Raw genomic sequence first — 14,156 nt, 5'->3', positions numbered from 1 at the left:
TACTAACCCCTTATTTCTCGCTGACCAGTGGCAGGATTAAATCTACCCTCTGGGGCTTTTTCACCTCGAATATCTTCGAGGAGTTCGGTGACGGCGTCCAACATAAAGTCAGTGAGTTCCACGAGCTCTGAGCGCGTGTACTTTTTGCCTGGTTCAGACTGCACAATGTGCGAGAAATCCAGCGGAGTCCCCACTTTCACGCGCACCTTTTTGCGGGGCAAAATGCTGGGCTTGCTATGCGGGGGGAGGAAATCTTGGTCCCCCCAGTGAGCAATAGGAATGACCGGTGCACCTGTAGCCAGGGCAAGACGCGCGGCGCCCGTCCGTCCAGCCATCGGCCATCCATCGGGGTCCTTCGATAAAGTGCCCTCTGGATAAATAATGACCGCTCCCCCACCGTCCACCACGTTCTGTGCGGTCTCAAGGGACTTGCGGGCATCGACCGAGCCGCGTGCTACGGGGATATGAGCGAGTGTCCGCAAAATCCATCCAAGGCCAGGTGCCCGGAAGAGAGATTCTTTGGCAAGGAACCGGGGTAAAGTACCTGTCACGAAGACCGGGTAGGCCACGGTTACCGGATCGAGCTCGGTGAGGTGATTAGAAATCACGATGTACCCGCGGTCTCGAGGTAGCTTTTCTTTGCCCTCTAGCTGGAGGGAAAGAAGCGAGCGATATACACCGCGCGCGGCGGTTCCCAAGACCCGGTACATCGAATCACCGAATGCCGTGGGCTTGAGCTCTGGCAATGGCTGCTGGGAGGTAGCCGAGCCTTTCATTAGCTCAAAACCTCGAACTGAGCTCCCAAGCCCTGCAGCTTGTCCACAAAGTGCTCATAGCCGCGGGAAATCACAGATACGCCAGTGACATTCGAAGTGCCTTCAGCGGTCAAAGCGGCAATGATGTGGGAGAAGCCACCACGTAGGTCAGGTACGTTGATGTCTGCACCGTGCAAAGGAGTCTTGCCGGTAATGATGGCGGAGTGCTTGAAGTTCTGATGACCGAAACGGCACACGGTGGGACCCAAGCAGTCTTTGTGAATCTGCACGGTAGCACCCATGCGAACCAAAGCATCGGTAAAACCAAAGCGGTTTTCGTACACGGTTTCGTGAACTACTGATACGCCCTGTGCCTGCGTCATAGCAACAACCAGTGGCTGCTGCCAGTCAGTCATAAAGCCGGGGTGTACGTTCGTTTCAACGAACAAGGGGTTCAGGTCGGTTCCGGGGTGGTAGAAGCGGATGCCGTCGTCTTGAATATCGAGGCCGCCGCCCATCTTGCGAAAGACGTTGAGGAAGGTGCTCATGTCCTTCTGATCTGCGCCGCGAACAAAGATATCGCCGCCGGTCGCAAGAGCCGCAGAACCCCAAGAAGCAGATTCGTTGCGGTCAGGAAGAGCGGTGTGGGTATAGCCCTTGAGCTCATCCACGCCCTCAATGATAATCTGACGATCGGTTTCCACAGTGATGATTGCGCCCATCTTTTGCAAGATAGCAATCAAGTCCATGATTTCAGGTTCGATAGCTGCACCGGTCAGTTCAGTCTTACCTTCTGCACGAGTTGCAGCCAGAAGTACCTGCTCAGTTGCGCCAACCGAGGGGTATTCCAGGTGAATCTTTGCACCCTTCAAACCGTCTGAAGGAGCTCGCATGGAGATACCGGTGGGAAGCTTCTCTACCTTGGCGCCGAATTCTTCAAGAACACGCAGGTGGTAGTTAATCGGACGATCACCAATACGGCAGCCACCCAAGTCAGGAATAAACGCTTCGCCCAAAGTGTGCAAAAGAGGACCGCAGAGCAAAATAGGGATACGTGAATCGCCAGCGTGAGCGTCAATATCAGCGTGGTTAGCCAAAGAAACATTGGTGGGGTCCATGGTGAGTTCACCGGTTTTGGGATCATTGTGAACCGCTACGCCGTGAAGCTCCACCAAAGAGGTGACTACCTGAACGTCTTTAATCTCGGGAACATTGCGCAACGTAGAAGGGGTAGAGCCCAGTAGCGCAGCAACCATCGCCTTGGGAACAAGGTTTTTGGCTCCGCGAACTTTAACTTCACCGGTGAGCGGGTTGCCACCTTCGATTCGTAGTGCGCTGGTCATATGTTTCCAATCATGTTGTCTCAGCACGCAGTTTCACTGCAGAAACGTACGAGCAAGGGGTTCTCTAGGTGTTATATCTGCAGATTGTTTATACACCGCAGTTTCTAACAAACAATTATCTACTAACAATAAAGCAAATAATAAGGATAAGAGTACACCGCCCGTATCAAAAAAGTCTGTCCACTTACTGTTGGGAACAGCACCTCGAGGTGGAAAACACATGTGACGGCTCAGGCGATGGCACTGGGCAATGTTTCTTTATTGCGTCTTGGGCAACCAGGCGGGGCGGCTCTTTTCAAACTCGGAAATTTTTCCTTCCTGCTGAAGGGTGAGCCCAATATCGTCCAGCCCTTCCATGAGTCGCCAGCGTACGTAATCGTCAATCTCAAACGGCACTTCTACCGAACCGCACAGCACGGTTTTATTTTCTAAATCGACGGTCACTTCAGTCCCCGGTTCGTTTTCCAGGATTTTCCAGAGCAATTCCACATTATCTTGTGTCACCTGAGCGGCAACTAACCCCTGTTTGCCTGAATTTCCACGGAAAATATCGGCAAACCGGTCAGAAATTACCACGCGGAAACCATAATCTTTGAGCGCCCATACTGCGTGTTCACGAGATGATCCGGTACCAAAATCAGGCCCTGCAACCAGCACGGTGCCTTGGGAATACGGCTCGCGGTTGAGGATAAATTTTTCGTCCTTCCGCCAGTTAGCAAAAAGGGCGTCGTCAAAACCCGTTTTGGTGACTCGCTTGAGGTACACCGCAGGAATGATTTGGTCTGTATCAACGTTTGAGGCGCGCAGGGGCACGCCAATACCTGTGTGCTTTTTAATTGGTTCCATAAAAGATTTCCTTAGGCGGTAGCAGGTTCAAGATCGGACGGGGAGCTCAGCGTGCCACGAATTGCGGTTGCCGCTGCGACGAGGGGCGAGACCAGATGCGTTCGTCCACCTTTACCCTGGCGACCTTCAAAGTTGCGATTCGATGTAGATGCGCAACGCTCCCCCGGCGCAAGTTGGTCAGGATTCATCCCCAGGCACATTGAGCACCCGGCAAAGCGCCAGTCGGCACCAAAGTCTTTGAAAATTTGATCTAGACCTTCGGCTTCTGCCTGAGCTCGCACTTTCTGCGATCCAGGAACCACCATCATGCGTACATTTTCTGCAACTTTGTGGTCTTTGACGATGTCAGCGGCCGCACGTAGATCTTCGATGCGCGAGTTAGTGCAGGACCCTAAAAAGACCACGTCCACGGGGATATCTTTCATAGGGGTTCCTGCAGTGAGCCCCATGTAATCCAGTGCTTTCTGCGCTGCTGCGGTGTCGCTTTCGCTTTGAAAATCTTCGGGGAAGGGCACTGCCTGCGAAAGAGGAATACCCTGGCCGGGGTTCGTGCCCCAGGTGACGAACGGTTCGAGTTCGTTGGCATCAATGAATATTTCGCGGTCGAACTGGGCGCCCTCGTCGGTGGGCAGGGTTTTCCAGTACTCCACCGCCTGATCCCACAATTCACAGGTGGGTGCGTGTTCGCGGCCTTTGACGTACTCGAAAGTAGTTTCATCGGGAGCGACCATACCGGCGCGAGCGCCCGCTTCGATGGACATATTGCAGATGGTCATCCGACCTTCCATGGACAGCGAACGGATAGCGGAGCCACGGTACTCCAAGACATAGCCCTGCCCACCGCCGGTGCCGATTTCTGCGATGACCGCCAAGATGATGTCTTTTGCGGTGACACCGGGTTTGAGTGTGCCATCAACGGTGATTGCCATGGTTTTGAAGGGAGCCAGCGGCAGGGTCTGTGTTGCCATCACGTGCTCAACTTCAGATGTGCCGATGCCAAATGCCAAGGCTCCGAAAGCTCCGTGGGTGGAGGTGTGGGAGTCCCCGCAAACGACCGTCATGCCCGGCATGGTCAGCCCCAGTTGTGGCCCCATCACGTGCACAATTCCCTGTTCCATGTCGCCCAACGAGTGGATTCTTACCCCAAATTCTGCTGCATTTTTTCGCAGGGTTTCAATCTGAGTACGCGAGGTAATATCCGCGATGGTGCTGAAAATATCCTCGGTGGGGGTGTTGTGGTCTTCGGTGGCAATGGTCAAATCAAGACGACGCAGCGGGCGGTTTTCTAACCGCAGACCCTCGAAGGCTTGGGGTGAGGTGACTTCGTGAACCAGGTGAAGGTCGATGTAGAGAAGATCTGGCTTACCGCCGTCACCTTTGACGACGGTGTGGGCATCCCAGACTTTTTCTGCCAGGGTTCGGGGTTTCGAAGCGATTCCTTCAGCCATTTATTCCTCCGTATGAAAATTGATCTCCCACCAGTATGGCTAGGATTTTACAAAGTTTCCATTAAATGAGCTTGCATATCAAATATTGAGAATGGCATACTTTTACTAGATTTTGCATAAATATATATGTCAGTAGCGTAGAAACCCATCCCTCTACGCGAATATGTGCATATTTTGAAAGGAATTCAGTGAGCGAAGAATCCAGCACCCCGCAAAGAACTTCCTCGGGAGTCGGAGTTCTCGACAAAGCTGCCTACATTTTGGACTGCCTAGAAGCTGGCCCCGCTTCACTCTCTCAGCTCGTTGAAGCTACTGGTCTTGCTCGCCCCACTGCCCACCGTCTCGCCGTAGCACTAGCGCACCACCGCCTAGTGGCCCGAGATATTCAGGGGCGTTTTATGCTGGGGCCGCGTATGTCCGAGCTGGCATCTGCAGCCGGTGAAGACCGACTCATTTCAGCTTCGGGCCCTGTTCTCAACCAATTGCGTAATATCACCGGCGAATCCGCCCAGGTGTATCGCCGTCAGGGCGATTGGCGCGTCTGCATTGCCTCAGCAGAACGCCCCATTGGATTGCGGGACACGATTCCTGTGGGCACTCAGCTGTCTATGCGAGCTGGTTCTGCTGCCCAGGTTTTGACTGCGTGGGAAGATCAAGCACGCTTGGTTGAAGGTCTGCGTAATTCTCGCTTCTCAGCAACCATGTTGGCGGCGGTTCGACGTCGAGGATGGGCCCAGTCGGTGGGCGAACGCGAGCGGGGCACGGCGTCCGTATCAGCTCCGGTGCGCAACGCATCCGGCAAGGTCATTGCGGCGGTTTCAATTTCCGGCCCCATTGAACGCCTTACCCGCCAGCCGGGCAGACTTCATGCAGAAGTGGTGTGCAAAGCAGCGCACCAGCTCACCGACGCACTACGAGCTAGGTAAGACTTTCTTCAAATCAAGCTCATAACCGCGCACCTCGTGAATTCGGTAGCTCAAGGCTTCTAAACGCTCCCGCTGGCTGCTATCTGCCTCAAAATTCAGATTGCGGATGTGCCCAAATTCCCAGGTCTTATCGGCGCCCACCAATAACTCGTTCAGGGGGCCCTTATCGATAAACCCACGGGCAAACACGTTGAGGTAGGAGTGCTTGAGCTCAAAGCCCCGCGCAACATACCAGTGGTTGGCGGGTTCATCGTCCTGGGTCCACACCTGGAGCCGGTGAATACCTGCACCTTCAAGCTGAACGAGCGCCTCTTCCCAGAGTTTCTGGGCAATGCCTACGTTGCGGTATTCGGGAAGAACTGCCAGGTGCCAGATGATTCCGCCGCGTTCACCGGTAAAATTGCAGACCTCCCCCGGTTTGTTTTCATATTCAATATCCATCAGTCCCACAAGCTGGCGGCTTGAGGTATCTTCGGCCACTAAACGTACCGAGGGATTCTCATAGCGCTCACGGTACATCTGCACGTCATCGCGGTAGCTGGTATCCAGAAATGCTAAGACGCGCGTTCGAACCCATGCTGTCTCATCTGATTCCCTGTAATTGCGCACCCGGATGGGGGGATCTGTGTGCTCCAAGGTTGTACTCCTATGTCCTCTTCGGGGTCAAGCTACCGAGCGTTTGCTAGGGCTTCGCCAAATGCTTGGTGGCGGTCAAGTTCACTCCGAACCGGCTCCACCACATAATGCTCGGAGACTTCCTCGATATTGGATCGTATCTGGCGCTCAATCTTACGGGCATACATTCTCTTACCTGCGGCGGCAATCACTCTGCCGATGACGGCGGTGACAATACCGAGCAGAAGCCCTGTTATCACCAGCAAGGTGGGGAGGGGGAAGATTGTTCCCTCGATAACCGGCGGGGGCGGCAACTGCAGTTGGAAGTAACCAGCGGCGGCCATAGCGGTGAGCCACAGAAGCCCTGCTAAAGCACCGATGATTCCAATCCACTGGATGATGTTGAGCAGAATCCACCACCACTGTTTTTTCTGCCCCTGATAGTCCACTCTGCCCACTGCTCGTTCTAGGGCAGTGAGAAGATTCTGCTCCTGTGAGCGGGCGGCATCGCGAATGGAATGACTCCACGGCTCCCCCACGCCTTCGGCGCAGTCGCGCGAAAAACGTCGAATGGATGAGCTAATCTGCGACTTCTGTCCGGCGCTCAGCGGTGGCAAAGACGAACGAGAAATAGATGTTTCCTGGTTTTCCCGGTGCAGGTTAAGTCTCTTCAGCGGGTCTTTTCTGAATTTCAGGAGCCAGCGGGTAGCAATCCAACCGGTATTTGATACAGCATGGAGTTGGTAGGACGCCGCAGCGGCACTGACCACAGCGGGCGCGTTGGACGCTTGATAGAGTCCGTGTTCTAGTTCCCGTATGCCGGTTCCGGTAATTCCATCGGGGATTCCGTTGCCATCGAATTCATTGAGGGTAGCTACTGCCGAATCGAGGTCAGCTTCAATTCGCACCAAAGCTGCGGATTTTTCAACCGCTACTTTGCCCAGAACGGCGCGAAGCCTGTCGATACCGTCCCCCGTTTTAGCGGAGACAGCTACCGGCGGTGCCAGCAGGTTATCGCTGAGTCCGTCTTCGGCCAAGAGTCGCTGCAGTGAATCAAGAACGCCAGGCATTTCGCTCTCGCGAATGCGGTCTGCCTGGTTAAGCACCGCCATGGTCACAGCTCCATGCTCTGCCAAGGGGGTGATGAACTCGTCGTGAATCACGGCGTCGGCGTATTTCTGCGGATCAAATACCCACACCAAAACGTCAACGTACCCAGCCATCCGCTCGACGATGGCGCGGTTTGATTTTTCGATGGAGTCAAAATCAGGGAGGTCCAGCAGAATCAATCCGCCGCTATGGGTCTGGAGGTTGGCGCGCCCCATCATTTTCTTCATGCGGTTCCACATGCCGTCGGTTTGCGGAACTTCTGCGCGGTTGAGCGACTGCGCTGCGTTTTCGCCGTCGTCGTCAAAATAGACGCGATTTTCAACATCGAGCCAGTCAAGGAGTTCTTCGCTGCCTTCTCTGCCCCAGACCGCAGCTTGCGCTTTGGAGGTGGTAGGACGGCGGGCGGCACTTTGGGCAACTTTTTGCCCTATGACCGCGTTGAACAGTGAGGACTTTCCTGAACCTGTTGCGCCAAAGAAGCCAATGACGGTGTGCTCGGCGGAGAGTTCCCGCCGGCGGGAGGTGCGCTCTAGAATTTTCTGCACGTGGTCCATGGAGTCAGCATCTACACGCCCTTCCCCTAGCTCTACTGCAGTATTGAGGGAGTCAACGCGCTGCGCCAGGTGGGTCAGCGACTGTTCAGCGTTTCGGTGAGCTGGTGACATTACTGGTGACCTCCTTTGAGGGCGCTGGCGATTGCGGAAACTTCGTGGGCATTGCGGGCAATGAGTTCGGGTGCAGGGCCTTTATCAATCGCGTCCAGACGCTCGTAGAACAGGGCGGAGTGGTCTTCTAGCATTTCTTTGATGCGGGTTTCTAGGTTGGTTCGTGCACCGAGAGCCATGCGGCGAACGGCGTCTTCACCAAAGACCGCTTCGAGGAGTTTGGTGCCTACTACTCCGGAACCACCGGCAATGCCAACTTCTAGTCCGGTGAGACCGCCTGTCATGGAGAACACTGCGACCATCAAGATGACGGCGGCGGCGTTCACGCCCAGCGACATGAAACGAGCGCGCTGGCGCTTATCGGCGCCTTCTTCACGAATCATATCCATTACGTCTTCTTGCCAGGCACGGATACCTTCGGCAACACGGGCGGGGAAATCTTCATCGAGACGACCGGCATCAAAGCCAGCTAGCAGGGTGCGCCCGGCTCGTTCGTCGAGCCACTGGCGCTGAGTGCTTTCAGCAGCTTTAGCGGCTTCTTCAACGATGACCGAGTGTAAACCGACTTCCAGCGCCTGTTCGACTTCGACTGCCTGCGATGGTTGCCCCTTGAAGAAACCGGCTACACGGTCGCGAAGGCGGCCAATGCCCGTTTCAATGGAGCGGAAAAATTCGCCAGTTCCCACGAAATCCTGCCAGCGGGAGAGAACTTCGCCGCGAAGCAAGGAGCCGTCTTGGGTAGAGTCGATGATGTTGTGGGCAGCGCGGTTGTAGGAACTATCAACTGCCGATGCCAACCGGTCGAAGGTCGCATACTGGGTTTCTTGTGCCCGTGAGATTTGCTCAATTCTGTCTGCAACGGAACGAATTGAACCTTCTAGTGTTTGGCGGGCGATGCGCGAGCGTTCGTCGGTGTTAGCACCCAGTTCTCTGAGCCAAAAAACGAGGGGGACAAGAGCAACCGAGGGCAGCATTCCGCGCTCGTCGGTCTCTTGTTCGGTGACGGTGAGTAGCATGGCGGGGTCAATTCCTGCCTCGTGGAGCATACGGCGTAAATCGCCTTCGATTTCGTCTTCTGAGCCCTCTGGTACACGGTTGAGAACCACGGCTACTGTGATGTCGCGTCGGGCAGCTTGGTGCAGGAGTTCCCACGGCACGGCATCGGCATAGCGGTTTGCGGTGGTGACGAAGAGCCAGAGATCAGCGGCTTCGAGCAGTTGTTTGGCGAGGCGGCGGTTATCTTCGCTGACCGAGTCGACGTCTGGGGCATCAATAAGTGCAATGCCTGCGGGAATGGAGTCAGTAGCTACTGTAATGAGTTGGTCGGTTGAGCCATATTCGGCACCGACGAGCGGACCTTTACCTTCGTGCTTGATGCGTTCTAAGTGAGGCAGAATGCGCGCAGGTGATAACGCATCAATGTCTTCTGGGCGGTGCAAAAGTACGGGCTGCCGGGTGGTGGGGCGAATCGCGCCCGAGCGGGTAATGGGCTCCCCCAATAAGGTGTTGACCAGGGTTGATTTACCGGCGCCGGTGGAGCCGCCGACGACGACGGTGAGCGGCGCGTCGAGCGAGGCAAGGCGGGGTAGCACGTAGTCATCGAGCTGCGTGAGCGTGCGAGCAACCGTGATCCGTGACTCTTCGACCTCTGCTGTTTCTAGAGGGAGAGTAACCGCGTTGATGGTTGAGCGAGCTGTTTGCACGGTGCGCAGTTCAGCGTCAATTTCGATGGGTTGGGGTGCCAGAGGTGTTGTTTGTTCGTCCACAGTCTGTATTCTTGCATATCTATGGGTTTTATCCCTGCGGCGCAATCTATTTTTAAACAAAAAATGCTCTTCATTGTGAAGAGCATTTTTGGGTTGTGACCCCAACCGGATTTGAACCGGTGTTGCCGCCGTGAGAGGGCGGAGTACTAGGCCGCTATACGATGGGGCCGTCACTATTGCCGCGAAGACAACGAGATATAGCTTACCCCAGGTTTATATGCCCGAACAAGGTGGGGGCTTGTGTTTTTGAACACCGGTTTTATGAGTGGGCTGTGTTTATCATCTAACTATGGAAGATAAAATGATTGAGAATGCCCCGTCTAAGGATTTGGCTAACAAAGCAGCGTTATGTGGCCCAGCAATTGCTCTCATTATGATAATTGCTACTCCAGTACTGTTCATAGGGGGTTTTGCTTCAAATAGTACTGCGAGTTTTTCTATTTTACTGATAACTCTCTTTGGGGTTGCTGCTCCTCTCTTATGGGTAACAAGTTTATTCTTGGCTTTTAAGGCTTATAAACTCAGTAGAGCTGAACGGAAGTCGACGACGGTATATAACCGCTTAGGAGGTGACATGGCGATAGTGGTCATCTTCCTTGATCTGGTATTTTTTCTGCCCTTTATCATCTACATCCTGGGCTTTATTTTTGAAGCTCTCATCTAAGAATGCTTGCAGGAACAAAAGCACTACTTAAAGGAACCAGAATAATTTCGCATCCAAGATTTGCTCGCGAGCAGTACATTGGGACCGGTATTTGTCGCCCTAAATCTTATGATTCATTAGCTATTTGTCATTCCCATTAGCACTAGTAGCAACAGTCACCGCAGAGTACATCTCTTTAAAAATCTCATTAGCACCAGGCTCAACAGCCTCATTCTTCTGATCCACAGAACCGCATCCTGTAAGCACGAGCATACCCATTGCTAATGCCATAGAGATATTGAAAAAACGATGGAGCACCGAGAAAAACATCAAAAAGAAGGAATGAAACATCGGAACTATTTTTGAGCTGAATAAATTTTCGGATCCTCCGCAGGAGAATCCTCGTGATAGAACTCAGAAATACACTGAGAAGTAGCCTCAATATCCTCACCACGAGAACTTGCGGTATACAACAAATTGACATCGGTATCAGTCACCGTAAGAATTTGACGCATATCAGGCTCTTTCTCACTAGTAATATCTTTTACTTCCCAGCCCTGAGACTTCCAATACGCTGCAACTTTATCGGTTGCTTCCTGAGGATTCTTGTATCCCAAGTTCAGCTTATAGGTGTCATACATACCATTCAGCCGTGCGACGTCCTCATTATCGCAAGAACGTAAATTATTCTTCATATCAGTCCATTTGGCTTTATCTAGATATGGAAACGGTTCGGTGCCATTTTTCCACTGAAAATCGTCCCGATGCACGCTAGCAGACATCGTACCCGTCAACGCAGAATAATAATTCTTAAAAACCTCATTAGCGCTCGGCTCACCAGAACCACATCCTGACAGCACCAACACCGCCATAACCACAGCCAAGCGGACACTCAACAAACGACGGAACCCAGAAGAGATGAACATCAAAAAACCTTCCCCGAAAACCCAGAAAAACGAATGACTATGAGGCTGAAGCAGAGGACGACGGCGCAGGGATCTCAGCAGAACACGGTGAAGATACCCGAATATAATCTACTCCGCCATCGCTTACCGTATACAGAACCGTCACTCCAGCAGGAGTCGAAGCCCCAATCGTAATCTCCGGAGCGTCCTTCGTTCCCGGAGCAACATTCTTCACTTCCCAACCCAAAGATTCCCATTTAGCTCGAATCTTCTCAGACTGAGGCTCCCACTCATCAGCTGAATACTTTTTGTCTCCTTCTATCGGAGCGGAATAATCGTATTTATATCCGGCCCCGTTATCACCACATGCACCCAAGAACCCTTCTAAATCCCCCTCTAACTCCGAAGCGTTATAGACCTGCCCACTTTGATACTTGAACTGATTGTCTGCTAAACCAGTAGCTTTCACCGTCTCTTGCACCGCTACCCGAAAATCATCCTGCACAGCTTCAACCTTCGAACCAGACTCCGACACAGAACTCCCCGGACCATCCTCGAACTGCATAGAGCACCCAGAACAAACCATCGTGCCCAGGACTAACCACCCAATTACTAATTTCCGCATAATCAGACCTTTCATATAAGTGCAATTTAAGATGTCAACAGATCAGGCTCACCGGGCAACACACAAACAGAATCCGCAAAAATCATCAGCCCATTCTCACCAGCATCAAACTGAATCAGAGCACCGCCGTCAGTCTTATAAGCAATTTTCTTGGATTGGGCATCTGCACCCACCACAAAAGGTTTGAACCCCTGAGGCTCCCAATACGCCCGCATCTCACTACTCTTCTTGAGATAATGTTCCTTTGTGAAGCGATGCTCTGCTTCAAGGCGCAAATCTTTGTTGCACAGCTCTGTACCATCTTCTTTTTCCCCGCAATAGGTACTCATTTGCGGAACACGGCGGTGAAAGTATTCGGCCTCGAATTGCCTTCCACCCGCAAACTCAATTTCACGTCCATCGCCATTTCTCATCAACTGTAAAATGAATCACTTTTCTTTCAGTTTTCCATAGTGGAGCGCAGCGCAAGACTTATCACAGGTAGTGTCGGCGTGTCGCCAGAATCTCCACCCACCAAAGTTACGGGGTTTAAACTCAAGTATTTGATGTTTTCATCCAACGTCATTAAACAAAAAAATCCCCCGCATTTCTGCGAGGGATTTTAGCCTGTGACCCCAACCGGATTTGAACCGGTGTTGCCGCCGTGAGAGGGCGGAGTACTAGGCCGCTATACGATGGGGCCATAAACATCTTCAAAAGATGTTCGCTGGGATACCAGGACTCGAACCTAGAATGACGGTACCAGAAACCGTAGTGTTGCCAATTACACCATATCCCAATGTGTTGTTTAGGCTTCAGATTTTTCTTCTTTGACCTGTGCAACGAGTAATAACTCTATACGAGGATTGAGTAGTGTGCAAATCGAAAGAGGTAGAGGTGCATCACAGTGGGTAAAAGAGAGCGGAAAGGCGCACCGGCTCTTCATGCAAGCGGCGCGCCTCTCCCCTACCGATTAGCTCTGTAAATCAGCCAGAAGGCTCTTCAACCGGTTGAGTGAAGACTCCTTGCCCAGAATCTCCATGGACTCAAAGAGCGGCGGGCTCACCTTAGCACCGGACATCGCCGTACGAATCGGACCAAACGCCAGGCGGGGCTTGATTTCAAGACCCTCAACGATTGCCTCGCGAAGCGCATTCTGAATCAGCTCAGCGGTGAAATCATCCAAGGGCTCAAGAACATCAAGAGCTGCCTGCAGAACCTGCGGGGCAGACTCCTTGAGCTGCTTCCGCGCGTCGTCGGCAATGACGATCTCTGAATCTTCCTTGAACAAGAATCCCAATAGTCCCGGGGCTTCGCCCAGCAACTGCATACGTTCTTGCACCAAGGGGGCAGCTTCGGTCAGAATCTCCTGCTCACGCGCGGTCAACTCGTCAAATGACTCAGCAGAAACCAGCTCAGCAGCCTTCAAATAGTGAACCAGGCGGTTGCGGAAATCCTCAGCCTCCAACATACGGATATGAGTGCCGTTGATAGCCTCAGCCTTCTTCACGTCAAAACGCGCAGGGTTCGCCAGAACGTCCTTGACATCAAAGTGCTCCACCAAATCATCAATGGAGAAAATATCCTGGTCATGGGACAGCGACCAACCGAGCAAGGAAAGATAGTTGAGCAAACCTTCCTTGATGAACCCAGCTTCTTGAAGCAGAAAGAGATTCGACTCAGGGTCACGCTTCGAAAGCTTCTTATTACCCTGGCCCATCACGTACGGCAGGTGGCCGAACTGTGGAATAAACTCAGCCACGCCCACCTCAACCAGGGCTCGGTACAGCGCGATTTGGCGAGGAGTTGAAGACAGCAAGTCCTCACCGCGCAAAACATGGGTAATGCCCATGAGAGCATCGTCTACAGGGTTAACCAGCGTGTACAGCGGCTTACCGTTGGCACGAACGACGACGAAGTCAGGAACACTACCAGCCTTGAACGTGATTTCCCCACGTACCAGGTCGGTAAAAGTGATGTCTTCATCAGGCATACGCAAACGAAGAACAGGCTCACGCCCCTCAGCGCGGAACGCTTCTTTCTGCTCCTCAGTGAGATCGCGGTCGAAGTTGTCATAACCCAGCTTGGGGTCCTCGCCCTTAGCCTTATGACGCTCCTCCACCTCAGCGGGGGTAGAGAAATCTTCATACACATAGCCGCCGGCAACCAGCTTTTCGATAACGTCCTGGTATTTATCGCCGCGCTGCGACTGGCGGTAAGGCTCATGAGGGCCACCAACGCCCACGCCTTCGTCCCACTCAATGCCCAACCAATGCAAAGAATCCAAAACCTGCTGGAAGGACTCTTCGGAGTCACGAGCAGCGTCGGTATCCTCGATACGGAAAATCAGTTTGCCACCGGTGTGACGAGCGTAAGCCCAGTTAAACAGGGCGGTACGCACCATACCCACGTGAGGGGTACCGGTCGGTGAGGGGCAGAAACGAACGCGGGTCTGGCTCGGATCAGTGAGCTCTACAGTCTTATCGGTCATACCGAAAAATCACGACTCTTTCTTTAGGTTGAATAAAAA

The 14,156-nt window shown here is 53.1% G+C and carries 14 protein-coding genes and 3 tRNA genes; 2 read left to right on the top strand and 15 right to left on the bottom strand.

Features of this window, described 5'->3' with window-relative positions; translation table 11 throughout:
- Nucleotides 1-2: 2 nt before the first annotated feature.
- From IDM48_RS05150 to leuC, 4 genes are all read right to left on the bottom strand, one after another.
- Nucleotides 3-776, bottom strand: a complete 774-nt coding sequence (locus IDM48_RS05150) for a lysophospholipid acyltransferase family protein (protein ID WP_068170214.1) — start codon at nucleotides 774-776, stop codon at nucleotides 3-5.
- Entirely contained in the window at nucleotides 776-2,098 is a 1,323-nt protein-coding gene (gene murA / locus IDM48_RS05145) for a UDP-N-acetylglucosamine 1-carboxyvinyltransferase (RefSeq protein ID WP_151144567.1), read from the bottom strand. The genes IDM48_RS05150 and murA overlap by 1 nt, the downstream gene beginning before the upstream one ends.
- Before the next feature lie 258 nt (nucleotides 2,099-2,356).
- A complete protein-coding gene (gene leuD / locus IDM48_RS05140) occupies nucleotides 2,357-2,944 on the bottom strand; it encodes a 3-isopropylmalate dehydratase small subunit (protein ID WP_068170219.1) in 588 nt (195 codons plus the stop codon).
- Nucleotides 2,945-2,955: 11 nt separating this feature from the next.
- Nucleotides 2,956-4,392 (bottom strand): 3-isopropylmalate dehydratase large subunit, encoded by a 1,437-nt coding sequence (gene leuC / locus IDM48_RS05135; protein WP_190618402.1) that lies wholly within the window; start codon nucleotides 4,390-4,392, stop codon nucleotides 2,956-2,958.
- A 188-nt stretch (nucleotides 4,393-4,580) separates the two neighbouring features.
- Here leuC and IDM48_RS05130 point away from each other — a divergent pair, with 188 nt between their 5' ends.
- A complete protein-coding gene (locus IDM48_RS05130) occupies nucleotides 4,581-5,318 on the top strand; it encodes an IclR family transcriptional regulator (RefSeq protein WP_190618401.1) in 738 nt (245 codons plus the stop codon).
- Here IDM48_RS05130 and IDM48_RS05125 read toward each other — a convergent pair.
- From IDM48_RS05125 to IDM48_RS05110, 4 genes are all read right to left on the bottom strand, one after another.
- Nucleotides 5,304-5,954: a GNAT family N-acetyltransferase gene (locus IDM48_RS05125; protein WP_190618399.1), complete on the bottom strand. Its 651-nt coding sequence runs from the start codon at nucleotides 5,952-5,954 to the stop codon at nucleotides 5,304-5,306. The two genes, IDM48_RS05130 and IDM48_RS05125, sit on opposite strands and share 15 nt — an antisense overlap.
- Before the next feature lie 32 nt (nucleotides 5,955-5,986).
- Entirely contained in the window at nucleotides 5,987-7,708 is a 1,722-nt protein-coding gene (locus IDM48_RS05120) for a dynamin family protein (protein WP_190618397.1), read from the bottom strand.
- A complete protein-coding gene (locus IDM48_RS05115; RefSeq protein WP_238398054.1) occupies nucleotides 7,708-9,474 on the bottom strand; it encodes a dynamin family protein in 1,767 nt (588 codons plus the stop codon). Before IDM48_RS05115 ends, IDM48_RS05120 begins: the two co-directional genes overlap by 1 nt.
- A gap of 96 nt (nucleotides 9,475-9,570) precedes the next feature.
- Nucleotides 9,571-9,643, bottom strand: a tRNA-Glu gene (locus tag IDM48_RS05110).
- A gap of 132 nt (nucleotides 9,644-9,775) precedes the next feature.
- On the opposite strand from IDM48_RS05110, the gene IDM48_RS05105 reads away from it, so the two are divergent.
- The gene (locus IDM48_RS05105; RefSeq protein WP_068170230.1) at nucleotides 9,776-10,138 is read left to right on the top strand and encodes a hypothetical protein; all 363 of its coding nucleotides are present in this window, start codon (nucleotides 9,776-9,778) and stop codon (nucleotides 10,136-10,138) included.
- A 120-nt stretch (nucleotides 10,139-10,258) separates the two neighbouring features.
- Here IDM48_RS05105 and IDM48_RS05100 read toward each other — a convergent pair whose 3' ends face one another.
- From IDM48_RS05100 to gltX, 7 genes are all read right to left on the bottom strand, one after another.
- Entirely contained in the window at nucleotides 10,259-10,435 is a 177-nt protein-coding gene (locus tag IDM48_RS05100; RefSeq protein ID WP_190618395.1) for a hypothetical protein, read from the bottom strand.
- A gap of 38 nt (nucleotides 10,436-10,473) precedes the next feature.
- Nucleotides 10,474-11,043, bottom strand: coding sequence for a hypothetical protein (locus IDM48_RS05095; RefSeq protein ID WP_190618393.1), 570 nt, complete (start codon nucleotides 11,041-11,043; stop codon nucleotides 10,474-10,476).
- A gap of 37 nt (nucleotides 11,044-11,080) precedes the next feature.
- Entirely contained in the window at nucleotides 11,081-11,557 is a 477-nt protein-coding gene (locus IDM48_RS05090) for a hypothetical protein (RefSeq protein WP_190618390.1), read from the bottom strand.
- Nucleotides 11,558-11,673: 116 nt separating this feature from the next.
- Entirely contained in the window at nucleotides 11,674-12,063 is a 390-nt protein-coding gene (locus tag IDM48_RS05085) for a hypothetical protein (protein WP_190618388.1), read from the bottom strand.
- Nucleotides 12,064-12,256: 193 nt separating this feature from the next.
- A tRNA-Glu gene (locus IDM48_RS05080) sits at nucleotides 12,257-12,329 on the bottom strand.
- 24 nt (nucleotides 12,330-12,353) lie between these two features.
- A tRNA-Gln gene (locus IDM48_RS05075) sits at nucleotides 12,354-12,425 on the bottom strand.
- Nucleotides 12,426-12,599: 174 nt separating this feature from the next.
- Nucleotides 12,600-14,117: a glutamate--tRNA ligase gene (gltX, locus tag IDM48_RS05070; RefSeq protein WP_190618385.1), complete on the bottom strand. Its 1,518-nt coding sequence runs from the start codon at nucleotides 14,115-14,117 to the stop codon at nucleotides 12,600-12,602.
- Nucleotides 14,118-14,156: the final 39 nt, after the last annotated feature.

It is taken from the genome of Rothia amarae, from assembly GCF_014705945.2.
GTDB lineage: Bacteria > Actinomycetota > Actinomycetes > Actinomycetales > Micrococcaceae > Rothia > Rothia amarae.
Note: the sequence above shows the minus strand (reverse complement) of the source record. Positions and strands in the feature narration are given on the sequence as shown.

Excerpts from the sequence above, each read along its gene's own strand:
- IDM48_RS05150 (WP_068170214.1), bottom strand. The coding sequence starts at position 776 with ATGAAAGGCTCGGCTACCTCCCAGCAGCCATTGCCAGAGCTCAAGCCC.
- murA (WP_151144567.1), bottom strand. The coding sequence starts at position 2,098 with ATGACCAGCGCACTACGAATCGAAGGTGGCAACCCGCTCACCGGTGAA.
- leuD (WP_068170219.1), bottom strand. The coding sequence starts at position 2,944 with ATGGAACCAATTAAAAAGCACACAGGTATTGGCGTGCCCCTGCGCGCC.
- leuC (WP_190618402.1), bottom strand. The coding sequence starts at position 4,392 with ATGGCTGAAGGAATCGCTTCGAAACCCCGAACCCTGGCAGAAAAAGTC.
- IDM48_RS05120 (WP_190618397.1), bottom strand. The coding sequence starts at position 7,708 with ATGTCACCAGCTCACCGAAACGCTGAACAGTCGCTGACCCACCTGGCG.
- IDM48_RS05105 (WP_068170230.1), top strand. The coding sequence starts at position 9,776 with ATGATTGAGAATGCCCCGTCTAAGGATTTGGCTAACAAAGCAGCGTTA.
- IDM48_RS05095 (WP_190618393.1), bottom strand. The coding sequence starts at position 11,043 with ATGTTCATCTCTTCTGGGTTCCGTCGTTTGTTGAGTGTCCGCTTGGCT.
- gltX (WP_190618385.1), bottom strand. The coding sequence starts at position 14,117 with ATGACCGATAAGACTGTAGAGCTCACTGATCCGAGCCAGACCCGCGTT.